The organism is Kitasatospora sp. Ki12 (genome assembly GCF_054601375.1).
On sequence record NZ_BAAIHT010000003.1, the window covers coordinates 1,113,393 to 1,137,571 of the forward strand.

General features: G+C 73.3%; 19 protein-coding genes, 1 pseudogene and 2 riboswitches. Of the genes and pseudogenes, 11 read left to right on the top strand and 9 right to left on the bottom strand.

Annotation, left to right across the window (positions count from 1 at the left end; all coding sequences use genetic code 11):
* Window positions 1-93: 93 nt before the first annotated feature.
* A complete protein-coding gene (locus ACYP53_RS35545) occupies window positions 94-507 on the bottom strand; it encodes a DUF3037 domain-containing protein (RefSeq protein WP_189917379.1) in 414 nt (137 codons plus the stop codon).
* A complete protein-coding gene (locus ACYP53_RS35550) occupies window positions 504-1,259 on the bottom strand; it encodes a HipA family kinase (RefSeq protein ID WP_459650488.1) in 756 nt (251 codons plus the stop codon). The genes ACYP53_RS35545 and ACYP53_RS35550 overlap by 4 nt, the downstream gene beginning before the upstream one ends.
* A 153-nt stretch (window positions 1,260-1,412) precedes the next feature.
* Between ACYP53_RS35550 and ACYP53_RS35555 the strand changes: the two genes are divergently transcribed.
* Complete coding sequence (locus tag ACYP53_RS35555) at window positions 1,413-2,771, top strand: NAD(P)/FAD-dependent oxidoreductase (protein WP_189917375.1); 1,359 nt, start codon at window positions 1,413-1,415, stop codon at window positions 2,769-2,771.
* 65 nt (window positions 2,772-2,836) lie between these two features.
* Here the strand turns inward: ACYP53_RS35555 and ACYP53_RS35560 are convergent, their stop codons facing one another.
* Both ACYP53_RS35560 and ACYP53_RS35565 read right to left on the bottom strand, forming a co-directional pair.
* Window positions 2,837-4,039, bottom strand: coding sequence for a GDSL-type esterase/lipase family protein (locus tag ACYP53_RS35560; RefSeq protein WP_459650489.1), 1,203 nt, complete (start codon window positions 4,037-4,039; stop codon window positions 2,837-2,839).
* 235 nt (window positions 4,040-4,274) lie between these two features.
* A complete protein-coding gene (locus ACYP53_RS35565) occupies window positions 4,275-5,612 on the bottom strand; it encodes an aminotransferase class I/II-fold pyridoxal phosphate-dependent enzyme (RefSeq protein ID WP_459650490.1) in 1,338 nt (445 codons plus the stop codon).
* 34 nt (window positions 5,613-5,646) lie between these two features.
* On the opposite strand from ACYP53_RS35565, the gene ACYP53_RS35570 reads away from it, so the two are divergent.
* The 6 genes from ACYP53_RS35570 (at window position 5,647) to ACYP53_RS35595 (ending at window position 11,341) form a co-directional block, all read left to right on the top strand.
* Window positions 5,647-6,318: a pyridoxamine 5'-phosphate oxidase family protein gene (locus ACYP53_RS35570; protein WP_189917371.1), complete on the top strand. Its 672-nt coding sequence runs from the start codon at window positions 5,647-5,649 to the stop codon at window positions 6,316-6,318.
* Between the two features lie 15 nt (window positions 6,319-6,333).
* A complete protein-coding gene (locus tag ACYP53_RS35575; protein WP_189917369.1) occupies window positions 6,334-7,038 on the top strand; it encodes an FMN-binding negative transcriptional regulator in 705 nt (234 codons plus the stop codon).
* A gap of 117 nt (window positions 7,039-7,155) precedes the next feature.
* Window positions 7,156-8,568 carry a sugar porter family MFS transporter gene (locus ACYP53_RS35580; RefSeq protein ID WP_229928694.1) on the top strand — a complete coding sequence of 471 codons (1,413 nt, stop codon included), beginning with the start codon at window positions 7,156-7,158 and terminating at the stop codon, window positions 8,566-8,568.
* An 87-nt stretch (window positions 8,569-8,655) separates the two neighbouring features.
* On the top strand, window positions 8,656-9,357 hold the full coding sequence (locus ACYP53_RS35585) for a dienelactone hydrolase family protein (protein ID WP_459650491.1): 702 nt from the start codon (window positions 8,656-8,658) through the stop codon (window positions 9,355-9,357).
* A gap of 64 nt (window positions 9,358-9,421) precedes the next feature.
* Window positions 9,422-10,705 (top strand): MFS transporter, encoded by a 1,284-nt coding sequence (locus tag ACYP53_RS35590; RefSeq protein ID WP_459650492.1) that lies wholly within the window; start codon window positions 9,422-9,424, stop codon window positions 10,703-10,705.
* Between the two features lie 99 nt (window positions 10,706-10,804).
* Window positions 10,805-11,341: an HAD domain-containing protein gene (locus tag ACYP53_RS35595; protein ID WP_459650493.1), complete on the top strand. Its 537-nt coding sequence runs from the start codon at window positions 10,805-10,807 to the stop codon at window positions 11,339-11,341.
* Here the strand turns inward: ACYP53_RS35595 and ACYP53_RS35600 are convergent.
* The gene (locus tag ACYP53_RS35600; RefSeq protein ID WP_459650494.1) at window positions 11,319-12,107 is read right to left on the bottom strand and encodes a CPBP family intramembrane glutamic endopeptidase; all 789 of its coding nucleotides are present in this window, start codon (window positions 12,105-12,107) and stop codon (window positions 11,319-11,321) included. The genes ACYP53_RS35595 and ACYP53_RS35600 overlap by 23 nt on opposite strands.
* Before the next feature lie 105 nt (window positions 12,108-12,212).
* On the bottom strand, window positions 12,213-13,718 hold the full coding sequence (locus ACYP53_RS35605) for a glutamate--cysteine ligase family protein (protein ID WP_189917361.1): 1,506 nt from the start codon (window positions 13,716-13,718) through the stop codon (window positions 12,213-12,215).
* A 382-nt stretch (window positions 13,719-14,100) separates the two neighbouring features.
* Here ACYP53_RS35605 and ACYP53_RS35610 point away from each other — a divergent pair.
* Together ACYP53_RS35610 and ACYP53_RS35615 are read left to right on the top strand one after the other, a co-directional pair.
* Window positions 14,101-14,675 (top strand): annotated as a pseudogene (locus ACYP53_RS35610) (hypothetical protein).
* Between the two features lie 476 nt (window positions 14,676-15,151).
* On the top strand, window positions 15,152-15,343 hold the full coding sequence (locus ACYP53_RS35615) for a DUF5999 family protein (RefSeq protein WP_030256473.1): 192 nt from the start codon (window positions 15,152-15,154) through the stop codon (window positions 15,341-15,343).
* Between the two features lie 152 nt (window positions 15,344-15,495).
* Here the strand turns inward: ACYP53_RS35615 and gcvP are convergent, their stop codons facing one another.
* Entirely contained in the window at window positions 15,496-18,396 is a 2,901-nt protein-coding gene (gene gcvP, locus ACYP53_RS35620; protein ID WP_459650495.1) for an aminomethyl-transferring glycine dehydrogenase, read from the bottom strand.
* Between the two features lie 104 nt (window positions 18,397-18,500).
* Window positions 18,501-18,633, bottom strand: a riboswitch (glycine riboswitch).
* Window position 18,634: 1 nt separating this feature from the next.
* Window positions 18,635-18,738: riboswitch (glycine riboswitch) on the bottom strand.
* Between the two features lie 151 nt (window positions 18,739-18,889).
* Between gcvP and ACYP53_RS35625 the strand changes: the two genes are divergently transcribed.
* Together ACYP53_RS35625 and ACYP53_RS35630 are read left to right on the top strand one after the other, a co-directional pair.
* On the top strand, window positions 18,890-20,056 hold the full coding sequence (locus ACYP53_RS35625; protein WP_459650496.1) for a PRC and DUF2382 domain-containing protein: 1,167 nt from the start codon (window positions 18,890-18,892) through the stop codon (window positions 20,054-20,056).
* Between the two features lie 203 nt (window positions 20,057-20,259).
* Window positions 20,260-21,756: an MFS transporter gene (locus ACYP53_RS35630; protein ID WP_189917342.1), complete on the top strand. Its 1,497-nt coding sequence runs from the start codon at window positions 20,260-20,262 to the stop codon at window positions 21,754-21,756.
* Window positions 21,757-21,903: 147 nt separating this feature from the next.
* On the opposite strand, the gene ACYP53_RS35635 is transcribed toward ACYP53_RS35630, so the two are convergent.
* Together ACYP53_RS35635 and ACYP53_RS35640 are read right to left on the bottom strand one after the other, a co-directional pair.
* A complete protein-coding gene (locus ACYP53_RS35635; protein WP_189917340.1) occupies window positions 21,904-23,313 on the bottom strand; it encodes a DNA polymerase IV in 1,410 nt (469 codons plus the stop codon).
* 76 nt (window positions 23,314-23,389) lie between these two features.
* Window positions 23,390-24,061: a SanA/YdcF family protein gene (locus ACYP53_RS35640; protein WP_459650957.1), complete on the bottom strand. Its 672-nt coding sequence runs from the start codon at window positions 24,059-24,061 to the stop codon at window positions 23,390-23,392.
* Window positions 24,062-24,179 lie beyond the last annotated feature (118 nt).

Genomic DNA, 24,179 nt, shown 5'->3' on the forward strand with positions numbered 1-24,179 from the left:
ACGACCAGGTGCTTCAGTAACTCAAGATTTGACCACGGCAACCGTCGGCGGACCACGCCCGGCAGTCGACTCAGAGCACCGGCTGCAGTCGGCTCAGAGCACCAGCTGGTCGAACAGCCGCCGCAGCTCCGCGTCCGGGTCCGCGGTCAGCCCGGTGTGCACCGGCCCCGGCTGGACGATCGCACTGCGCGGCGCGGTCAGCCAGCGGAACCGCTGCCCGGGGCTGTCCCCCGCCGCCGGACCGGCCTGCGGGCCGCCCAGGCAGACCGCCTCGATCCCGTGCAGCGCCCGCCGCACCCCCTGCACGTCCACCACCGGGTCCAGCGCCAGCAACCGGGCCTGGTCCAGGTGGGTGCGCGCCGCCAGGTGCGAACTCTGCCGGCAGTACAGCAGCACCCCGACGTTGACGCACTCACCGCGCTCGACCCTCGGCACGGCGCGGATCACGGCGTACTCGTAGTCGTGCAGCTCGACGACCGCCGGCAGCACGGACGACGACTCACTCATGCGGGCACCTCCGGCAGCCAGTCACGCGGACCGGCCAGTCGCTCGGTCAACTGGGCACGGTACGCGGCGCGCACCTCGTCGGGCGAGTCGAAGCCGAACTCGTCCACCAGCCAGACCTCGGGAATCTGCGCCACGGCCGCCTCGATCACCGACTCCGCGAGCGGCGCCAGCTCCTTGTCGGCGGCCGCCACGTCCGGCCGGGCCCGCAGCAGCGCATGGTCGGAGGCGTCGTACGGGCGGCGCGCCCAGGCGGCGGCGCCCGGCCAGTTGTGGTGGAAGATCAGGCTCGCGCCGTGGTCGATCAGCCGCAGCCCGCCGGTCGCCACCAGCAGGTTGGGGTTGCGCCAGGACCGGTCCACGTTGCCGATCAGCGCGTCGAACCAGAGCACCCGGCCCGCGAGCTCCGGGTCCACCTCGAAGCAGAGCGGGTCGAAGTTGAGCGCGCCGCTGACGAAGGCCATGCCGAGGTTGGTCCCGCCGCTGGCCCGCATCTGGTCCTGGACCTGGTGGTCCGGCTCGCTGCGCGCGAGCACCGGGTCCAGGTCGACGGTCACCAGCTCCGGCACCGGCAGCCCGAGCCGCCGCCCCAGCTCTCCCGCCAGCACCTCCGCGACCAGGGCCTTGCGCCCCTGCGCCGCACCGACCCATTTCAGCGCGTACAGCCGCCGGTCATCGGCCTCGACCAGGCCCGGCATCGAGCCGCCTTCTCGCAGTGGCGTCACGTAGCGGATCGCCGTCACCTCGGGTAGCACGCCCCCAGCCTATCGGTGTCTCCCCTCTCCTCCCCCCACCACTCGACCGCCCCTCCCCACCTCCCTCGTCCGCCCCACCCCGGTGGCAGCACCCGCTGCTCCGTGCGAATGTGGCGGACAGTAATGGGGACCTTCACGGCAAAGGGATGAGCGATGGAACGATCTCGGATCCTGATCGTGGGCGGTGGCTTCGCCGGACTGGAGTGCGCCCGCCGCCTCGAACGCAAGCTGTCACCCTCGGAGGCCGAGATCTCCCTGGTCACGCCGTTCAGCTACCAGCTCTACCTCCCCCTCCTCCCCCACGTCGCCGCAGGCGTCCTCACCCCGCAGTCCGTGGCGGTCTCCCTGCGCCGCTCGCTGCGCCGCACCCACATCGTCCCCGGCGGTGCCATCGGCGTGGACCCGTCCTCCAAGGTGTGCGTGGTCCGCAAGATCACCGACGAGGTGGTCGCGCAGAAGTACGACATCCTCGTCCTCGCCCCGGGCAGCGTGACCCGCACCTTCGACATCCCGGGCCTCACCGACTACGCCCGTGGCATGAAGACGCTCGCCGAGGCGGCCTACGTCCGTGACCACGTGATCGCCCAACTCGACCTCGCCTCGGCCACCCTGGACCAGCGGGAGCGCGAGTCCCGGCTCCAGTTCGTGGTGGTCGGCGGCGGCTACGCGGGCACCGAGACAGCCGCCTGCCTGCAGCGCCTGACGACGGCCGCCGCGCTCCGTTACCCGCGGCTGGACGCCAAGCAGATCAAGTGGCACCTGATCGACATCGCCCCGAAGCTGATGCCGGAGCTCGGCGATCCGCTGGGCGAGGCGGCCCTGGAGGTGCTGCGGGCGCGCGGCATCGAGGTGTCGCTGGGTGTCTCGGTGGCCGAAGTCGGTGCCGAGTCGGTGAAGTTCACCGACGGCCGGGTGATCCCCTGCCGCACGCTGATCTGGACCGCCGGGGTGGCCGCGAGTCCGCTGATCGGCACCCTGGACGCCGAGACGGTCCGCGGCCGGCTGGCCGTGACGGCGGAGATGCGGGTGCCGCAGTTCGAGGGCGTGTTCGCGCTCGGCGACGCCGCCGCCGTGCCCGACCTCGCGAAGGGCGACGGCGCGGTCTGCCCGCCGACCGCCCAGCACTCCGCCCGGCAGGGCCGCGTGGTGGCGGACAACGTGATCGCCTCGCTCCGCAACCAGCCGCTGGAGCCGTACTACCACAAGGACTTGGGCCTGGTGGTCGACCTCGGCGGCAAGGACGCGGTGTCCAAGCCGCTCGGGGTGGAGCTGCGCGGGGTGCCCGCCCAGCTGGTGGCGCGCGGCTACCACCTGATGGCGATGCGCACCAATGTGGCGAAGTTCCGGGTGGGTACCAACTGGCTGCTGAACGCGACCGCCGGGGACGACTTCGTCCGCACCGGCTTCCTCGCCCGTCAGCCCGCCCGGCTGCGCGACTTCGAGTACACCGACGCCTATCTGACGAAGGATCAGGTGAAGGCGCACGCCCAGTCCCTGCTCGCCAAGGGCTGAGCCGAGCACTGAACGTCCCCGGCGCCCCCCGCTGACACTGTCGCGGGGGGCGCCGAGGTGTGCGGTCAGCGCGCGGTGAGGTACATCCCGCTCGCGTCCTGCCCGGCCGTGTTGCGGCAGCTGTAGTCACCGCCGGGGCGGGCCCACAGCAGCGTCAGGCAGCGCCCGACCGCCTGCTGGCCGTAGTAGTTGGGGTGCATCGACTCCTGCAGCGCGCCCTGGGTGGAGTTGAGCCCGCCGTCCAGGAAGCGCGCCCACTCGCTGGTGGTCGCGGACGGTCCGGTGGTCGTGGTCGGCTGCTTGGTGGCCGTGGAGCAGACCTCGCGGCCCTGCAGCATGTCCGACAGGTCGAGGAACTGCGCGCCCTTGGCGGAGGCGACGCCCGCGAGCGCCTGGGAGATCTGCGGCACCATCGTGTCGCGGGCCCAGTCGGCGTCGCCGTCCCAGAACGGGCAGCCGCCGGTGTTGGAGCGGGTCCAGCCGCTCTCCGGGTAGCGCATCTCGGCGCTGCGCGGGATCGGCGACGGGTAGGACTGCAGGACCAGACGGTAGTCCGACTGCGCGTAGCCGGCGTCGGCCATCACCGCGCGGACCTCGTCGATGGCCTTGCCGACGCCGGCCATCGCGGTGGGCAGCTTGTCGTCGATCTGGGACTGCGCGGAGTTGTGGCAGTAGGAGTACCAGATCAGGTAGTCCTGCACGCAGGTGGAGATGACGTCCGAGAAGCCGAGGTCGTTGCCGCCGATCGACAGGGTGATCAGCTTGACGTTGTTCTGCCGTGCCACGGTGGCGAGTTGGTCGGCCTGCGGGGCTTCGCCCTTGTACGACTGGCCGCCGTTGGAGGCGCGGAAGACGTTCGCGGTGACGGCGCCGGAGCAGGCCAGGTTGATCTCGTTCTGGGCCCCGGTCGAGGCGCTGAGCACCTCGGCGACGTCCGAGCGGTCACAGCCGCTCGACGCGGTGGCGCCGTAGACCCGCGAGGGGTCGTACGAACTGCCGGTCCAGGCGCGGTCGGAGCCGTTGCGGTTGCCGCTGGTGCCGGCGGAGTTGCCCTTCCAGCGGCCCGCCTCGCCGGAGATGTAGCTGTCGCCGAGCGTGACGCTGGCGGTGGGGCCGGTGGGCGCGGCGGTCGGTGCGACCGGTGCGGCGTAGGCCGGTGCGGCGACGGCCAGGCCGGCGACGGTGAGCGGGAGGGCGAGGGCTGCGGTGAGCAGCCGTCGGCCGAGTCGAGGCGTGCTGCGGGTGATGCTCGAACGGTTTTCGGGCACTGCGGAACTCCTGCGGCTCGGTCTCCCCGTGGGATGGGGAACGGGAAGACGCTCAGGTGAGGGTGGGCCGCCGGCCGGTGGCGCGATGAAGATGACATGCCCTCGTTGGTTACCGCTAGGTATCTGCAGCAGGTTTCCGCTTTTGTTACCGCCGGGTTCAGACCAGACCGGCAACCGACGACCGGATGCCGCCCCTGGTTCACACCCGCCTCATCCACCCCACCGGCCGCTCCGCTCACACCAGCCGGGAGCCGTCCCCGCCCGCTCCCAGCACCGCCGCCAGGTCCTCCGCCAACTCCCTGGCCTGCGCCGACTCCAGCCGGGCCACGGTGAACCGCAGTCCGGGCGGCGACTGGATCCGGTACCGGGCACCGGGTGCCGCGACCCAGCCGCGCTGCACCAGCGCGGCCAGTGCCGAGGTCTCGTCCGGCACCGGCACCCAGACGTTGAGCCCGCTCTCCCCGTGCGCCTCGATGCCGCGCGCCGCCAGCTCGCCGAGCAGCGCGTCCCGCCGGGCCCGGTAGGCGGCGGCCACCCGCTCGGCGGGCGCCGCGTCGGCGCGCCACAGCTCGGCGACGGTGCGCTGCAGCAGGTGGCTGACCCAGCCGGCGCCCAGCCGCAGCCGTCCGGTCACCCGCCCGATCGTCTCCGCGTCGCCGACGGCCACCGAGACCCGCAGGTCCGGCCCGTACGCCTTGGCGGGCGAGCGGACCACCGCCCAGTGCCGGGAGCCGGCGCCGACCAGCGGGTGGTACGGCTGGTCGACCATGCCGCGCCCGTGGTCGTCCTCGATCAGCAGCACCCCGGGGTGCTCGGCCAGGACGGCCCTGAGCCGCTCGGCCCGGCCCGCGGTGAGCGCCGCCCCGGTCGGGTTCTGCGCCCGGCTGGTGATCACCACGGCCCGGGCGCCCTCGCCCAGCGCCGCCGCGAGGGAGTCCGGCAGCGGGCCCTCGTCGTCCAGCCGGAAGGGCAGGCACTTGAGACCCATCGCCGGCAGCAGGTCGAACAGGCTGCCCCAGCCCGGGTCCTCGACGGCCACCGCGTCGCCGGGGCGCAGCCGGGCGCCGAGGAGGCGTTCGATGGTGTCGAGCGCGCCGGAGGCGACGGCGATCGGGCCGCCGGGCAGGCCGTCGGCCTCGAAGGCGGCGCGGGCGAGCCCGAGCAGGACGGGGTCGCCGACCGGGTGCCCGTACAGCACCGGCTCGGCGCGGGCGGCTTCGGCGGCCGCCGCGAGGGCCGGGCCGAGGTCGGGCAGCAGCGCCGGGTCGGGGTTCCCGGCGGAGAGGTCCCGGGCGTACGGGGGGACGGGGACGCGGATCTGGTCGCGCGGGGTGAGCGCGGGTCTGGGCAGGATCCGGCTGCCCTTGCGGCCGGCCGTCTCGATCACGCCGCGGTCGCGCAGCAGCCGGTAGGCGGCGGCGACGGTGTTGGGGTTGACGCCGAGTTCGGCGGCGAGGTCGCGCAGCGGGGGCAGCGCGGTTCCGGGGGCGAGCAGTCCGCTGCTCACGCCCTGTTCGATGTGCGCCGCGATTTCGCTGGCGCGTCGCCCTTTCAGCGGATACTCTCCTAGCACAAAGCAAATTATGCACTAGTACATAGAGGATGTCATGTCAGACACCACGGAAGGTTCGCCGAGCTACTCCCGCACCCCCAGGACCACGCCCACCCGGTACAAGGACCGGGCCACCTGGGAGCGGGAGGCGATCCACGCCATCCTCGACAGCGCCTACATCTGCCACCTCGGCTTCGTCGCCGACGGCGCCCCCGTGGTCCTGCCGACGATCTACGCCCGGGTCGGCAGCCGGCTCTACGTCCACGGTTCCACCGGCAGCCGTCCGATGCGCGGCGCCTCCGGCGAGCAGGGGATGCCGGTCTGCGTCACCGTCACCCAGGTCGACGCGCTGGTGCTGACCAAGTCCGCGTTCAACCACTCGGTGAACTTCCGCTCGGTCGTCGCCCACGGCACCGCGTACCAGGTCACCGACCCCGAGGAGCTGGACGTCGCACTGGCGGCCCTGGTCGACCACGCGGTCCCCGGCCGCTCCGCCGAGGTCCGTCCGGCCAACCCCAAGGAGCTCGCCGCCACCGCCGTCCTGCGGCTGGAGCTCGACGAGGTCTCGGCCAAGACCCGCGAGGACGGCGCCGACGACGACCCCGAGGACGTCGACCTCCCGCACTGGTCCGGCCTGATCCCGGTCACCACCGTGCACGGCACCCCCGAGCCGCACCCCGGCACCACCGTCCCGCTCCCCGCGCACCTGCGCCGCTACCCCCGCTGACGGGAGGACACACCGATGCTGATCAGGTCCTGGGACCGCGGGGACGAGGACGAGTGGCGCGCCTGGCTGGCCGAGGGCCGCGACTTCGGCCTGCTCGCCGCCAACGGAGGCCCGGGCGAGGGCCCGGTGCTCGTCCCGACGCACTTCCTGCTGGACGCCGATCGCGGCGAGATCCTGCTCCACCTCGCCGCGCCCAACCCGCTGCTGGCCGCCGTCCGGGCCGACCCGAAGGTCACCCTCGCGGTCACCGACGGCTACGCCTTTGCCCCGGGCCACTGGCGCGGCGCACCGGGCACGCCGACCAGCTACTACGCCTCGGTCCACTTCCACTGCACCGCCGAGGTGGTGGAGTCCGCCGCCGCCAAGGCGGAGATCCTCAACCGCCAGCTGGCGCACTTCCAGCCGGAGACGCCGGAGGTCCGCGTGGTGCCCGGCGAGGGCGAGTTCGCCCGGCTGCTGCCCGGACTGCGCGGGCTGCGGCTGACGGTGGACGAGGTGCGGGCGAAGTTCAAGTACGACGACAAGAAGCCCGCCGAGTCGCAGGCCGCGCTGGCCGATCGCCTCGCCGAGCGCGCGGACGACGGTGGCCGCGGCCGCGACCAGTACGGCGCCGCCCGTACCCAGTTGCTCCGACGGCACCAGCGGCGCGGCACCACACCGCGCACGACCGGACCGCGCACCACCGAACAGCGCACCACCGCACCGCGCGCCGCCGACTGACCCGGCCGCACCCGGTCGGCCCACAACACGCGCGGGTCGGCCCCGGCGCTGATCGAATGTGAGACGAGCCCTGCCCACTCTCCGTCAGAGCGGGCCCGTCCACCCCGGGGAGCGCGCGTGTCCACACTCAACAGCCAACGGGCGTCCGGAGAGGCCCACCTCGGCCACGTGGTGTTCATCTCGGCGGCCGCCGCCATGGGCGGCTTCCTGTTCGGCTACGACAGCGCGGTGATCAACGGTGCGGTGACGGGCATCCAGAAGCACTTCGCGGTGGGCCACGGCACCACCGCCTTCGTGGTGGCGATCGCCCTGCTGGGCTCGGCGGCCGGCGCGGTGGCCGCCGGCCGGCTCGCCGACCACCTCGGCCGGGTGCGCACGATGCTGCTGGCCGCCGCGCTGTTCGCGGCCAGCGGCATCGGCTCGATGTTCCCGCCGAACATCGAGACCCTCGCCGCCTGGCGCGTGGTCGGCGGCGTCGCGATCGGCATCGCCTCGGTGATCGCGCCCACCTACATCGCCGAGGTCGCGCCGACCGCCTACCGCGGCCGGCTCGCCTCCTTCCAGCAGATGGCGATCGTGCTCGGCATCACCGTCTCCCAGCTCGCCAACTGGGCGCTCAACCAGGCCGCGGGCGGCGAGTCCACCGGTCACCTCGGCGGTGTCCAGGCCTGGCAGTGGATGCTCGGCGTCGAGACCGTCCCGGCCCTGGTGTACGGGCTGATGGCGCTCGCCATCCCGGAGTCGCCGCGCTTCCTGATCGCCGACCACCGGGAGGCGCAGGCCCGCAAGGTGCTGGTGGAGGTCGAGGGCGAGGACGTGGACCTCGACGCCCGGGTCGCCGAGATCCGCTCGGTGCTGCAGTCCGCCCGCAAGCCCCGGCTGAAGGACCTGCTCGGCGGCCGCTTCGGCCTGCTGCCGATCGTCTGGGTGGGCATCGGCGCCTCGGCGTTCCAGCAGTTCGTCGGCATCAACGTGATCTTCTACTACTCGTCCTTCCTCTGGCAGTCGGTCGGCATCAACGAGTCCAACTCCCTGCTGATCAGCCTCTCCACCTCGATCATCAACGTGATCGGCACGGTGATCGCGATGGCCCTGGTGGACCGGATCGGCCGCAAGCCGCTCGCCCTGGCCGGCTCGATCGGCATGGCGGTCGCGCTGTCCACCGCCGCCTGGGCGTTCTCGTACCGGCACGGCACCGGTGACAGCGCGACCCTGGACAACACCCACGCCACCGTCGCCCTGGTCGCCGCACACGTCTTCGTGCTCTGCTTCGCGTTCTCCTGGGGCGTCGTGGTCTGGGTGCTGCTCGGCGAGATGTTCCCCAACCGGATCCGCGCGCTCGCCCTCTCCGTCGCCGCCTCCGCCCAGTGGATCGCCAACTGGGCGATCACCGTCAGCTTCCCGGACCTCGCCGACTGGAACCTCTCGGCGACGTACGTCATCTACGCGGCCTTCGCGCTGCTCTCCATCCCGTTCGTGGCCTTCTGCATCAAGGAGACCAAGGGCCGCGCCCTGGAGGAGATGGGCTGACCCGGCCCGACCGACCGGACCTCCGCCGCGCGCGGCCCGCCCCACCGAACCCCCGCCGCACGCGGCCCGACCCATCGAGAGGAAGCCATGCCTGACCAGCGCGGCTCCCGGCAGAACGTCACCTTCCCGAGCAACGGCCGTACCGCGCACGGGTACCTGGCCCGCCCGCCGCAGGGCGCCGGTCCCGGCCTGGTGGTGGTGCAGGAGTGGTGGGGGCTCACCTCGCACGTCGCCGCGACGGCCGACGCCCTCGCCGCCGAGGGCTTCACGGTCCTCGCCCCCGACCTGTTCGGCGGCGCGACCACCCACGACCGCGTCGAGGCGGCCCGGCTCAAACGCGAACTCCCGGTCGAGCGGGCGGTCGAGGACCTCTCCGGAGCCGTCGACCACCTGCTCGCGCTGGACGGCGTGGTGGGCGACGCGGTCGGGGTGGTCGGCTTCTGCATGGGCGGCGGCTTCGCCCTGCTGCTGGCCGCCCGGGCCGGCGACAAGGTGGCCGCCGCGGTGCCCTTCTACGGCCTCCCGCCCGACCCGGACTTCGACTACCGCGGCCTGACCGCGCACGTCCTCGGCCACTTCGGCGAACTGGACGGCTCGATCCCGATGGAGGCCGTGGACGAGGCCGCGATCCGGATCGGCGAGGCCACCGACGTCCGGCCCGAGTTCCACTTCTACCCGGCCGGACACGCCTTCATGAACGACGAGAACCTGCTCGGCACCTACGACCCCCTGCAGGCCCGGATCGCCTGGCGCCGTACCCTCACCTTCCTCTGGGGCCACCTCGGCTGACCGCCCGCCCGACAGGCGCGAAAACGCGGTGGACACCTGTCCGGGCTCCGGTCATAGTCGCCGGGTGCCGACCATTCCCCCGCATCCCGGTCCCCCGTACCCCCGCCGCTTCGCCTGGGCGAGCCGCAACTTCCGTATCCAGACCGCCGCCACCGTGATCAGCGGCCTGGGCAACGCCGGCGCCCCCATCGCCACCGCCTTCGCCGTCCTCGATGACGGCGGCAGCACCACCGAGGTCGGCTACGTCACCGCCGCGCGCCTGCTGCCCACCGTGCTGCTCCTGGTGCTCGGCGGCGCCCTGGCCGACCGCATGCCGCGGCACCGGATCATGGTCGCCGCCAACCTGTTCAGCGGTGCCTCCCAGGCCGTCCTGGCCGCCCTGGTGCTGGCCGGGCACGCGCAGCTCTGGCACCTGCTGCTGCTCTCGGCCGCGGGCGGCGCCGGCTACGCGCTCTACTCCCCGGCCTCCGGCGGCATGATCATGCAGGCCGTCCCCGAGGAGCACGCCGCCCGCGCCTTCTCGGTCTTCCGGATGGGCCAGAACGCCTCCCAGATCGGCGGCGCCGCCCTCGGCGGAGCGCTCACCGCCGCCTTCGGCCCGGGCTGGGTGCTCGCCCTGGACGCCCTCTGCTTCCTGATCGCCGCCGGGCTGCGCTTCTTCCTGGAGCCGGAGACGGCCCCCGCCTCCTCGGGCGGCGGCATGCTGCGCGACCTGCGCGAGGGCTGGCGGGAGTTCGCCGCCCGCCGCTGGCTCTGGGTGGTCGTCCTGCAGTTCTCCGTCCTGGTCGCCTGCATCGGCGCGGTCGAGTCGGTGTACGGGCCCGCCGTCGCCAAGGAGCGGCTCGGCGGCGCGGGCGCCTGGGGCGTGGCGATGGCCGCCTACGGCGTCGGCCTGGTGGTCACCGGCCTGCTGATGGCGCGCTGGCGTCCGCGCCGGCTCCTGCTGGTCGGCAACTGGGGCGTGTTCCTCTTCGGCGTGCCCGCGCTCGCCCTCGCCGCCGCCGTACCGCTGCCGCTGCTGATCGCCGCGATGTTCCTCTCCGGCGCCGGCGTCACCGTCTTCGGCGTCAACTGGATGGTCGCGCTGCGCCAGGAGATCCCGGCGGAGATGTTCTCCCGGGTCGCGGCGTACGACGAACTGGGCTCCTACTCGCTCGCCCCGATCGGCACCGCGCTGGCCGGCCCGGCCGCCGTGGCGCTCGGGCTGAGCGGCGCGCTCTGGACCTGTGCCGTCGCCTGCCTGGTGCTCAGCGCCGCCGTCCTGCTGGATCCGCAGGTGCGCCGGCTGAGCCGCCGTAGCACCACCGACGCACCGGAGCCCGCCGCCGAGCCCGTACCCACGTCGTGAGCGCCCTGTGCGCCCCGCGTGCGCCCGTCCGTGAGCAACCACCGGTACGGGTGGTTCGTCCGGACAGGTAGGAAACACGACCGCTCTGGGGGGCCACCGGTGCCGAAGCCACTGCTGTTCCTGGACGTCGACGGCGTCCTGAACCCGGTCTGCCCGCATCCGGACGCCGGGTTCGACACCCACACGCTGCTGGGCTACGCCGTCCTGCTCTCCGCCCGGCACGGCGCGTGGCTGCGCGAGCTCGCCGGGACGTACGAACTGGTCTGGGCCACCACCTGGGAGGAGGACGCCAACACCCACATCGCCCCGGCGATCGGCCTGGACCCGCTCCCGGTGGTCCGATTCAGCGGCTACGTCCCGCAGCCCGGCGACCCGCGCGTCCCGCTGATGGAGCTGTTCTCCGCCCAGAAGTGGGCACCGCTGCTGCGCTACGCCGACGGCCGTCCGTTCGCCTGGGTGGACGACGTCATCCCCGCCCGGCTGGTCCGCAGGTCGCTCTGGCGCCGGGACCGCCTGCTGCTGCCGATCGACCCCGGCCAGGGCCTGGAGCGCCGGCACGTCGACCGCCTGCTGACCCGCCCGCCGCGCGGCCAGGCCCTCCCCGGCGGGGCGCTCAGGGGGTCGGCAGCCAGCTGACGTGCCCAGCCAGCAGCGCGTACCCGACGAAGGCCACCGTGTCGATCAGCGCGTGCGCGACCACCAGCGGCATCACCCGCCCCCAGCGCCGGTACAGCAGGCAGAACACCGCCCCCATCACCATGTTGCCGACCAGCCCGCCGACCCCCTGGTACAGGTGGTACGAGCCGCGCAGCACCGAACTGGCCACCACCGCGGCCGGCCAGGACCACCCCAACTGCCCCACCCGGCGCAGCAGGTAGCCGAGGACGACGACCTCCTCCAGGATCGCGTTCTGCCAGGCCGACAACAGCAGCACCGGCACCCGCCACCAGACGTCCGGCAGCCCCGAGGGCGCCACCGTCAGGTTGTAACCGGCCGCCTGCGAGGCCAGGTACAGCGCCAGCCCCGACCCGCCGATCGCGGCCGCCACGGCGGCGCCCCGGCCCAGGTCGCGCAGCTTCTGCCCGAGGTCGAAGCCCAGCACCCGCAGCGCGACGCCCTCGCGCAGCAGCAGGTAGCCGACCAGCACCACCGGCATCAGGCCGCGCCCGATGTAGTACAGCTGCCACACCAGGTCGAGCCAGGGCCGCCCGGGCGCCCGCGAGCCGTTCAGCGTGGCGACCTGCTGACCGAGCCGGACCGGCTCGGTGAGCGAGCCCGCGAAGCTGATCAGCGCGCTGATCCCGCTGGCGCCGAGCGAGAGGCCGAGGACGATCAGCAGCTCCGCCCCGAGCCGCCCGCGGGTGGGCTGCGCGGTCTCCGGCGCGGTCGGGACGGTGGTCACAAGGGGGCTCCAGCGGACGGGCGGTCGCTCCGGCCGTCGGCCGACCGCCGGAGCGATCATCCTGACACAGCGGATGCCCCGGCCCGTCGGCCGGGAGCGCGGCCACTACCCCACCGGCCAGGTGTGCACCGGCTCCCCGCCGCGCATGTGCTCGGCGTAGCGCCGGGTCATCGCCGCGAGCGCCGCCGGCCGGTCCATCCCGTACTGCTCGCGCAGCCGGTGGAAGGTCGCGCTCTGCCAGGTCGCGCCGTTGGTGCGGCGCAGGCAGCGCTGCTCGATGATGCCCAGGTAGCGGTCCCGGTCGGCCGGTTCCACGCCCCACTCGTCGAGGCCCTGGTAGGCCATCGGCAGCAGCTCGCCGAGCACCAGGTCGACGGCGGACACCGTCTGCAGCCCGCCGCCGCGCCCGGCCCGGCCGGGGCGCGGCCACTGGAACACCGCGTCGATGCCGTACCGGGCGCCCTGCCGGAAGTTCTCGTCGGCCCGCTCGAACGGCAGCCTGCTCCAGATCGGCCGGGGCTGCTCGGCGAGCACCCGCACCAGCCCGTAGTAGAAGGCGGCGTTGGCGAGCGTGTCGGCCACCGTCGGCCCGGCCGGCAGCGCCCGGTTCTCCACCCGCAGGTGCGCCACCCCGCCGGAGACGTCGTAGATGGGCCGGTTCCAGCGGTAGATGGTGCCGTTGTGCAGCCGCATCTCGGCGAGCTTGGGCGCACCGCCGGAGGCCAGCACCTTCAGCGGGTCCTCGTCGTCGCAGATCGGCAGCAGCGCGGGGAAGTACCGCAGGTTCTCCTCGAACAGGTCGTACGCCGAGTCCACCCAGCGCTCGCCGAACCAGGTGATGGGGCGCACGCCCTGCGCCTTGAGCTCCGCCGAACGGGTGTCACAGGCCTGCTGGAAGAGCACCGGCCGGGTCTCCCGCCACAGCTCCCGCCCGAACAGGAACGGGGAGTTCGCGCCCAGCGCGAGCTGCGGTCCGCACAGCGCCTGGGCGGCGTTCCACACCGAGGAGAAGCGCTCCGGGGTCACCTGGAGGTGCAGCTGCAGCGAGGTCGCGGCGGCCTCGGCGACCATGGTGATGGACTCCAGCTGGAGGTGCTCGACGCCCTCGATGTCGAGCGCGATCTCCTCCCCCCGGGCGGCCAGGATCTGGTCGCTGAGCAGGGAGTACCGCTGGTTGTGGCTCATCGCGTCCAGTCCGGTGTGGGCGTGCTCCAGCGTCGGCAGGATGCCCACCATGACGATCCTGGCCCCGGCCTCGGCGGCCCGCCGGTCGGCGTAGCGCAGCCCGGTGTCGATCTCCTCGCGCAGGTCCTCGAAGACGTGCCCGCAGAGCCGGTGCGGCGTGATGTTGACCTCGATGTTGAACTTGCCCAGCTCGGTCTGGAAGTCGCTGGAGCCGATCTCGCTCAGCACCTGGGCGTTGTTCATGGCCGGCAGGCCCTGCTCGTCGGCCAGGTTGAGCTCGATCTCCAGCCCCATCACCGCCCGTGGCCGGTCGAAGCGGTCCTCCCGCAGCATCCGTCCCAGCGCCTCCTGACAGGCCTGGAGCTTGCGCCGGTACAGCTGTCGGTCCGCAAGATCAGCCCGAGTCGCCACGACCTTCTCGCCCACGGTCCCCTCCTCATGAGACACCCCGTTGAGCCACCCGGCCGACCGACCGTGCAAGCATCATGCCCACCTCGAAGATCGATACCCGAATGCGTGTACTGGCTTGCAAAGCAAGGAATCTGACGATGATTCAGGCCAACTGCAGACTTGCTCGGCGCCACCGCCTGTGATAAACAGATCACCCTGCGCATCCGTTCGATGGAATTCGCACAGCGCTCCGGCCGGCCCGCCCCCGCCTCGAAAGCCCTCGTCGACGGCGACGGCCGCGCCGGCACCGCGATCCTGCACAACCGGACACGGCCGGGGCCCGTCAGCGAAGACACGCCACGCCACGCCGGTATGCCGCACTCGCACGCCGATCTCGCTTGGAGAGGCGGACCCCGCCATGACTCTGCAGACCCCCCAGCCCCCACCGAGTGCCCTACGCGCGGTCCTGGGCGCACTCGACTCGGAGACCGCGCTGCGCCAGCCCGCCGCCGCAGCACTGCGTCACCCGGCCGGCCCACTGGTCCCCGCACATCCGCTCGCGGTGCACGTCCTGGACGGCCCGCGCCGCCCGAGCTGTCCGCCGCCCGCCGTACCGGCTGGCGCTTCCTGATCAAGGACGGCGCCGAGGTCGCCGCCGCCGCCGAGGTGGTGCAGAGCGTGGAGGGGCACACCTTCTCGCACTTCACCGCCGGCCCCTACCTCGACTCGACGGTCCGGGCGCTGCGCGAGGCCTGGCAGCTCGCCCAGAGCTCCCGGTTCCGCCGGCAGCCGCGCCTGCTGACCTTCCCCGGCCAGTACGCGACGGCCCTCTGGCTGCACGGCCCGGACGCCGGGCCGGACGCCGACCTGCTGATCCCGCTCGCCCCGGCCCCGCTCGGCGTCACCGCCCACCGCGCCTACCCGGCCGCCGAACTGCTGCCGCTGCTCGCGCGGGCCCCGCTCACCGGGCCGCTGCTCCTCGGCTCCCCCTGAAGCGCCCCCGCCGGAACCACCCGCACCCCGACCCCCCGCACCCCCGCCCCACCCGCACCCCCGCCCCACCCGCATCCCACGGGCCGCCGGACCACCCGCCCGGCGGCCCTCAGCCGTGCCCGAGCCCGGGGCCCCGCGGCGTCACCCGAACGGCAACCCCCCGAACGAGGCACCCGCCATGGCCCGATCGGGCCATCCCCCGCCTGACCCACCGGTGCGTGTTTTCCTCCCGGCTCCACCTGAACGGGTGATCTCTGCCCGGGAGTTGTGGCGCATGTCACGAAATCCCTGCGGGCGCGTCCGCAGATGCCGACACTGGGAACCAGCGTGGAAGGACCACCTGTCCTACCCACTTGAGCGCTGGTCAACACCTGGCCCGCGTGCGGACAGGATCCGACTACCGCGGCGGCCCCCGGACGGCACGACCTCCGGTGACCGCACCACGGGGAGGATCGCAGAGCGAAGCGAGGGTACGTATGTGCCAGCACCGTCCTGAGTGCCCGTCGGCCGAATCCGAGGACAGAGAGGCGGCCGTGTCGGTGGCCTGCCACCCGGAGCAGGGCTGGAGCCTGCTCTGCAACGGCGTCGTCCTGTTCGAGGACACCGGAGAGCTGCTGCCCGACGGCCGGGTGATCGCCCCGCGCCGCCCCGTCGCCCACGCGGCCTGACCGTACGGCCTCACCGCCCGGTCCGGCCGTACGGCGGGAGGCGGGAGCGGCCGCCGATCGGGCGAGTAAGGGCGGGGCCCCGACGGAAGACTCCGCCGGGGCCCCGCCTCGGTCCGAACCGTTCAGCCGTACCGGTTCGTCCCTGCCGTTCCTCAGACGCCGTACTCGTCCAGCGGCGGGCAGGAGCAGACCAGGTTGCGGTCGCCGTAGGCGCCGTCGATCCGGCTCACCGGCGGCCAGTACTTGTCCGCCGGGTTCACGCCCGCCGGGAAGACGGCGTCCTGCCGCGAGTAGCCGTGCGCCCAGTCGCCGGCCAGCGCGGCGGCGGTGTGCGGGGCGTTGCGCAGCGGGTTGTCGTCGGCCGCCCACTCGCCCGAGCCGACCTTGTCGATCTCGGCCCGGATCTCGATCATCGCGTCGCAGAACCGGTCGATCTCGTGCAGGTCCTCGGACTCGGTCGGCTCGATCATCAGCGTGCCGGCCACCGGGAAGGACATCGTCGGCGCGTGGAAGCCGTAGTCGATCAGGCGCTTGGCGATGTCGTCCACCGTCACGCCCGTCTCCTTGGTCAGCGGGCGCAGGTCGATGATGCACTCGTGCGCGACCAGCCCGCCCGGGCCGGTGTAGAGCACCGGGAAGTGCGGCGCCAGGCGCTTGGCGATGTAGTTGGCGTTCAGCACCGCGACCTGGGTCGCGCGCTTGAGGCCCTCGCCGCCCATCAGCCGGACGTACGCCCAGGAGATCGGCAGGATCGCCGCCGAGCCCCACGGCGCGGCCGAGATCGGCCCGACGCCGGTGGCCGGGCCGGCCTCCTCCTGAAGCGGGTGGTTCGGCAGGTACGGCGCCAGGTGGGCGCGCACCGCGACCGGGCCGACGCCCGGGCCGCCGCCGCCGTGCGGGATGCAGAAGGTCTTGTGCAGGTTCAGGTGCGAGACGTCCGCGCCGAACTTGCCCGGCTTGGCGAGGCCGACCAGCGCGTTCAGGTTGGCGCCGTCCACGTAGACCTGGCCGCCGGCCTCGTGCACCAGGGCGCAGATGTCGGTGATCTGGGTCTCGTACACGCCGTGGGTCGACGGGTAGGTGACCATCAGCACCGACAGGTTGTCACGGTGCTGCTCGATCTTGGCCTTCAGGTCCTCGACGTCCACATCGCCGTCGACCAGGGTCTTCACCACGACCACCCGCATGCCGGCCATCACGGCGGAGGCCGCGTTGGTGCCGTGCGCGGAGGACGGGATCAGGCAGATGTCGCGCTGGGTGTCGCCGTTGGCGTGGTGGTAGGCGCGGACGGCCAGCAGGCCGGCCAGCTCGCCCTGCGAGCCGGCGTTCGGCTGGATCGACACGGCGTCGTAGCCGGTGACCTCGACCAGCTGCTGCTCCAGCTGGCGGATCAGGGTGAGGTAGCCCTGGGCCTGCTCGATCGGCGCGAAGGGGTGCAGCTGACCGAACTCCGGCCAGGTCACCGCCTCCATCTCGGTGGTCGCGTTGAGCTTCATGGTGCAGGAGCCCAGCGGGATCATGCCGCGGTCCAGCGCGTAGTCCCGGTCCGACAGGCGGCGCAGGTAGCGCAGCATGGCGGTCTCGGAGCGGTGGCTGTGGAAGACCGGGTGGGTCAGGTACTCGTCCTCGCGCAGCAGCGCGGCGGGCAGCGCGTCGGCGGTCTCGGGGACCTCGACCGGCTCGACGCCGAACGCGGCCCAGACGGCGGCCAGGTGCTCGCGGGTGGTGGTCTCGTCGGCGGAGACGGAGATCCGGTCCGCGCCGTCCTGGTACAGGTTGACGCCGTTGGCGCGGGCGGCGGCGGCGATCTCGGCGGCGCGGCCCGGGACGACGGCGGTGACGGTGTCGAAGAACTCGCCGTGCAGCAGCTCGACGCCGCCGGCCCGCAGGCCCTCGGCGAGGGCGGCGGCGTAGCGGTGGGTGCGGCGGGCGATGTCGGCCAGGCCGTCGGGGCCGTGGTAGACGGCGTACATCGAGGCCATGACGGCGAGCAGCACCTGGGCGGTGCAGATGTTGCTGGTGGCCTTCTCGCGGCGGATGTGCTGCTCGCGGGTCTGCAGCGCCAGGCGGTAGGCGCGGTTGCCGTCGGAGTCGACGGAGACGCCGACCAGGCGGCCGGGCAGCGAGCGGGCGTACTCGGCGCGCACCGACAGGTAGCCGGCGTGCGGGCCGCCGAAGCCCATCGGCACGCCGAAGCGCTGCGAGGTGCCGCAGGCGATGTCGGCGCCCAGCGAGCCCGGGGACTTGAGCAGGGTCAGCGCCAGCAGGTCGGCGGCGACGGCGACGATCGCGCCCAGGCCGTGCGCCTGCTCGATCACCGGGGTGAGGTCGCGGACCACACCGGTGGCGCCCGGGTACTGCAGCAGCACGCCGAAGACGCCGCGCTCGGCGATCTCGGCCGGGATGCCCTCGGACAGGTCGGCGACGACGACCTCGACACCGGTCGGCACGGCCCGGGTGTTGATCACCGCGACGGTCTGCGGCAGGGTCTCGGCGTCGACCAGGAAGACGCCGCCCTTGACCTTGGTGACGCGGCGGGCCAGCGCCATCGCCTCGGCGGCCGCGGTGCCCTCGTCGAGCAGCGAGGAGCCGGAGGTCGGCAGGCCGGTCAGGTCGGAGACCAGGGTCTGGAAGTTGAGCAGCGCCTCCAGGCGGCCCTGCGAGATCTCCGGCTGGTACGGCGTGTACGCGGTGTACCAGGCCGGGTTCTCCATGACGTTGCGGAGGATCACCGGCGGGGTGAAGGTGCCGTAGTAGCCCAGGCCGATCATCGGCTGGAGCACCTGGTTGCGGCCGGCCAGCTCGCGCAGCTCGGCGAGGACCTGGGCCTCGGTCCGGCCGGCGGGCAGGTCCAGGCCGGTGATGGAGCGGATCGCCTCGGGGACGGCCGTGGTGGCGAGCTCGTCCAGCGAGCCGTAGCCGATGGACGCCAGCATCTTGTCCTGCGCGGCGGCGTCGGGGCCGATGTGGCGGTTCTCGAACGGGCTGGCCAGCTCAAGTTCGGTGAGGGTCGAGGCGCCGGTGGGGCGTCCCGCGTTCGGCTGGGCGTTCATGGTGGTCGAGGCCTCCTGGTCACGGACCGGCGGGGGTACGCACGCCGGCCGGCCTTGCCCGCTGCGGACAGCGGCTCAGCCGAGGCGGGCGGACCCGTCAGGCCTCCCCCTCTGTCATCGGGACCTGAGAGCTTCGCCCGCACGGCGCGCTGTGGGCGCTCCGTCGGCTTGCACCGTCGGTGAGGGTGGTGATCGCCGGCTCCCGCGCCGACACTCCTGCCCTGCTTTCCAGAGTGACCTACCCCACACGGTACGGATGCCTGAGAGATTCCGGGGAGGAGTTGCTCCTTCGGCGCTCCGACCAGCGCATTTCGCGGTCGGAGACTCTCCCGAGCGGGCTCTGCGGTCGCCGCCCAGGGTACCAGCGGGAGGCCTTCCGATCACGGGTGCTTCCGGTCACCCCGGGTCTACGCGCGTCCCCCGGACGGCCCAGCGCGCAGCCCGTCCGGCGCACCCCGGTCGCGCCCGTCCGATTCATGGCCTTTGGTGTGAAGTGGCGGACGGGACGGGTGATCAGGCCGCCGTCCTGCGGGAGTTCCGCAGGCTCAGCGCACTGGAGGAAAGAGTGCAGACCGACATCGACCCCCGGGACCTCATCGGCCACAAGGCGGTCGACCGCAACGGAGACAAGATCGGCACGGTCGACGAGGTGTACCTCGACGACGCCACCGGCCGGCCCGAGTGGGCCGCCGTCCGCACCGGCATCTTCGGCCGGGACGCCTTCGTCCCGCTCACCACGAGCGAGTTCTCCGGCGAGGAGCTCCGGGTGCCGTACGACAAGTCACTGGTCAAGGAGTCCCCGGACTTCGGCGTGGGCCAGCACCTGTCCCCCGCCCAGGAGCTCCAGCTCTACCGCTACTACGGCCTCGACACCCCGGCGGACGGCCACCCGTCGGGCGAGCACGGCGAGGGCCGCGACCGGGCCGCCGGGCCCGACCTCGACTTCGGCACCGCCCCGGCCGCCGCCGTCGCGCCCGCCGCGGCCACCACCATCGCCAAGCCGCACGCCTTCCGCTCCCCCGAACCCGCCCCGACCGACACCAGCACCGCCCCGGAGGCCCACGTGCGGACCCTCAGCACCCCCGCTCCCGCTCCCGCCGTCACACCCGCCGTCGAGCCGAAGCCGCACCCGGCCCCGCACGCCGCCCCGCATCCGACACCCGCCGCGACGGGCACCGCGCCCACCACCGGCACCGCCCCGGCCGCCCCCGCCGGCCCGGTCGAGATCACCTGCCGCGAGGAGCGGCTGGACGTCACCACCGAGTGGCACACCGTCGGTACCGCGAAGCTGCGCAAGTACGTGACGACCGAGCAGATCGAGCGCCGGGTCCCGGTGGTGCGCGAGCGCGTCCGGGTCGAGCGGATGCCGGTCAGCGAGGCCGAGCGCGCCTCCCTCACCGAGAAGGACATCGCCGAGGCCGTCGAGGAGGTCACCCTCCGTGAGGAACGCCCGGTGGTCCGCAAGTACCTCGCGCCCATCGAGCGGGTCCGCCTGGTCGTCGAGCGCTACACCGCCGAGGAGGTGATCCGGGACGAGCTCCGCCGGGAGCACGTCGAGGTGCACGACGACACCACGCCCCCGGACGCCGCCCCGGCTCCGTCGACGACCACGCCGGCCGCGGACACCCCCCGCCCGTCCGCGCTGCGCCCGCTCGTCTGACCGCCCCACCCGAAGGGCCCCGACCACCCGCGGTCGGGGCCCTTCGCCGTGCCCGGCCACGCCGCCCACGCCCACCCGGGCCACCCCGGGGGGCCTGCCTCTTCCCCCCTTTGCCAAAGCTTAACCACTCGATATTTGACACTCTGAAGTATCTCTGGGCATGGTTACTTCAGTTCATTCACTATGTACGGGAGGAAGCAACCGTGAGTGAGGCACCACAGCCCACCACCGCGGCCGAGAAGCAGAGCAACGCCCGGGTCCTGCCGGCCCTCATCCTGGCGATGCTGTCGTTCAGCGTGGTGCAGACCGCGGTCGTCCCGATCCTGCCCTCGCTGGCCAAGGAACTGAACGTCTCGGCCTCCAGCGTCACCTGGCTGATGACCGCCAACCTGCTCTCCGCCGCCGTGCTGACTCCCCTCCTGGGCCGCTTCGGCGACCTCCGGGGCCGCAAGCCGATGCTGCTGATCTCGCTGGCGGGCCTCGTCGCCGGTTCGGCGCTGGCGGTCAGCACCCACTCCTTCACCTGGCTGGTCGTCGCCCGCGTCCTGCAGGGCGCCGGCGGTGGCGTCATGCCGCTGGCCATCAGCATCGTCCGCGACGAGCTGCCCAAGCAGAAGGTGACCGGCGGCGTCGCCGCCATCAGCGCCTCGATGGGCGTCGGCTCCGGCCTCGGCCTGGTCGCCACCGGTCTCCTGCTGGAGCACTGGAACTACAAGTCGATCTTCTGGATGGGCCTGCTCTTCGGCCTGATCGCGATCGCCCTGGTCGCCTTCCGCGTCCCGACCGACCCGGTCACCGACAAGGAGGGCGGCGCCGACCCGCTCGGCGCGATCACCCTGGCCGGCTGGCTCTCCGCGCTGCTGGTCGCGGTCAGCCAGGGCAACCACTGGGGCTGGACCTCCACCAAGACCCTCGGCCTGTTCGCCGTCGCCGCCGTCGTGGCCCTGGTCTGGGGCATCATCGAGACCAAGGTCGCGCACCCCCTGGTGGACATGAAGATGATGTCCCGCCCGGCCGTGGCCTTCACCAACCTGGCGGGCCTGCTCATCGGCTTCGGCATGTACGGCTCCTTCATGGTCATCAGCAACTTCGCCCAGACCCCGGAGAAGCTGACCCACTACGGCTTCACCGCCACCGTCCTGCACGCCGGCGTCATGCTGCTGCCGTCCGCGATCGGCTCGATGGTCGCCGCCCCGGTCGGCGCCCTGCTGATCGCCCGCCGCGGCCCGCGCCTGCCGCTGGTCCTCGGTGGCGTCCTCGGCGCCGTGGCGATGGCCTACCTGGCCCTGCGGCACGGCAAGGAGGGCGACCTCTACACCGCCTCGGCGATCTTCGGCCTCGGTGTCGGCCTCGCGTTCGCCGCGATGCCGGCCTACATCAACGGCGCCGTCCCGGTCGAGCAGAGCGGCATCGCCAACGGCATGAACTCGGTGCTGCGCACCGTCGGTGGCGCCATCGGCACCGCCGTCATGGCCGCCATCCTGACCGGCGACCTCATGAAGCTGCCGCCGCAGATCCCGCTGGCGCTGCCCACCCTGGACGCCTACAAGCACGCGTTCTGGACCGCCGCCGTGGTCTGCGTCGTCGCCGGTGTCGTCCCGTTCCTGATCCGCGCCGCCAAGCCGGCCGCCCCGCTGACCGTCGTCGACGGCACGGCCCCGCAGGACTCCAGCGACAAGCTGGTGAAGACCGACGCCTGACGAGGCGTCCGGCCCCCGCGCTCAGGGACAGGGCGCGGGGCCCCGGCCTCCGTACGTCGCGAGGGCATCACGACCGTACGGCGACCGGCACGGTGATACGGCCCCACCCGGTACTCCCCCACCGGGTGGGGCCGTTTTCGTGTCTTCTCAAGCCCCCTCCTCCGGCGCCGGGGCCGGGGCCGCCTCCCCCTCCGCCTCCCGGCGCAGCGGCAGCGGCCGCGTCGGCTCCAGCGCCGGGTCCTCCACCGCGAAGGTCCGCACCCGCCCCGGCCCGCTCCACGGCGTCTCGAACCGTACGGTGACCCTCCCGACGCCGCTGCCCTGCACCCACCCCGGCCCGAACTCCTCGTGCCGGACGTCCTGCCCGGGCATCCACCGCCGCACCACGACGGCCTCCGGCTCCTCCTCGGCCTCCACCGCTTCCGCCGCCACCTCCGCGTGCTCGGCCGCCTCCTCCCGCAGGGCCTGCGCGAACAGGTCCTCCTGGGTGTAGTCGGCGAGCTGCGCGACGCCCACGCCGAGCAGCCGGACCCCGCCGGTGATGTCCACCTGCTCGGCCAGCCGGCGCGCGGTCGCGGTGATCACCGCCTCGTCGTCCGTCGGCCCGCCGAGCGTCTCCGAGCGGGTCAGCGTGGAGAAGTCGAACCGGCGGACCTTGAGCACCACCGTCCGCCCCGAGCGCCCGGCCGCCCGCAGCCGCCGCACGCACCGGGCGGCCAGCGCCTCCACCTCGCGCAGCACCCGCTCCCGGTCGGCCAGGTCCACCTCGTAGGTGTCCTCCACCGAGACGGACTTGGCGTCCTGGTCGGCCACCACGGGCCGCTCGTCCAGCCCCGTCGACATCTGGTGGATCCCGGCGCCGTGCGCCCGGCCGAGCAGCTGGACCAGCTCCGCCTCGCCCGCCTCCGCGAGGTCGGCCACCGTGGTCAGCCCGGCCCGCCGCAGCACCTGCTCGGTGGCCGGCCCGATCCCGGGCAGCGCCCGGACCGGCATCGGCCCGAGTACGGCCCGCTCCTGCCCGGGTTCGATCAGCACCAGGCCGTCCGGCTTGGCCTGTTCGGAGGCGATCTTGGCCATCAGCTTGGACCCGGCCGCCCCGACCGAGCCGGTCAGCCCCGTCAGCCGCCGGATGTCCGCCCGCAGGTCCTCCGCCAGCGCGAGCACCAGCCGCTCGCCGGTCTCGTGGTCCGCCTCCAGCAGCGCCGGGCCGTACGGACCGGCCTCCAGGTCCACGAAGGCCTCGTCCAGGCTCAGCGGCTGCACCAGCGGCGACAGCTCCCGCAGCAGGCCCATCACGATCTCGCTGACCTGCCGGTACGCCTCGAAACGCCCGGACAGGAAGGCCGCGTTGGGGCAGAGCCGACGCGCCTGCGCCATCGGCATCGCCGAGTGCACCCCGAACTTCCGCGCCTCGTAGGAGGCGGTGGAGACCACCCCGCGCCCGCCGAGCCCGCCGACGACCACCGGCTTGCCGCGCAGGCTCGGCTTGGCCGCCTGCTCCACCGCCGCGAAGAAGGCGTCCATGTCGAGGTGGATGATGCTCGGCAGTGATCGCACCCGCCGATCATCGCGTACGGGTCCGACAGTGCGTACGAACCCGGGCCGGACACCGCGCGGCCCGGCCCGCCCCCGGCTACTTCCGCGCCGCGTCCGCCAGCGCCTTCGGGATGCCGTCCTCCCGGGGCCCGAGGAAGACCGGGTCCGGCCGCAGCCAGGCGTTGACCGCCGCCTTGCCCGCCCCGGCGACCTCCCGCAGCCCGCCGTACAGCCAGGTCTCGTCGTGCAGCTCGGTCACCCCGACCGCGTACGACCGGATGCCCGCCGCCTCGCAGAGCGCCAGGGCGCGCCGGACGTGGAAGTCCTGGCTGACCAGGACCGCCCGGTCCACCCCGAAGATCCGGTGGGCCCGGGTGCAGGAGTCCCAGGTGTCGAAGCCCGCGTAGTCGCGGACCACCCGCTCCGCCGGCACCCCGTGCTCGGTCAGGTACCTGAACATCGCGTCGGGCTCGTCGTACTCGACCCGCCCGTTGTCCCCGGTCACCAGGATCGCCCGCACCTTGCCCTCCCGGTACAGGTCCACCGCGGCGACCAGCCGGTGCTCCAGGTACGGCGAGGGCTTGCCCGAGTCCAGCCCGGCACCGAAGACCACGGCGACCGGCGCGGACGGCGCGCTCTCCACCGTGCCCACCCGGTCCCCCGCCGAGAGCCACACCCAGGCGCTGGGCGCCAGCGCCAGCGTGCAGAGCAGCGTCCCGACCTGGAACACCCTGCGCTGCGTCCGCCGCTGCCGCAGCCGTGCCCGCATCCGCGCGGCCCTGCGCCCCAGCAACCCCGTTATCCCGGTGCCGACCCCCACGTGCCCCTCCTCGTTCGATTTCGCCAGGCAACACGACGAGGCCGTGGGCCCGGACGGTTCCCCGTCC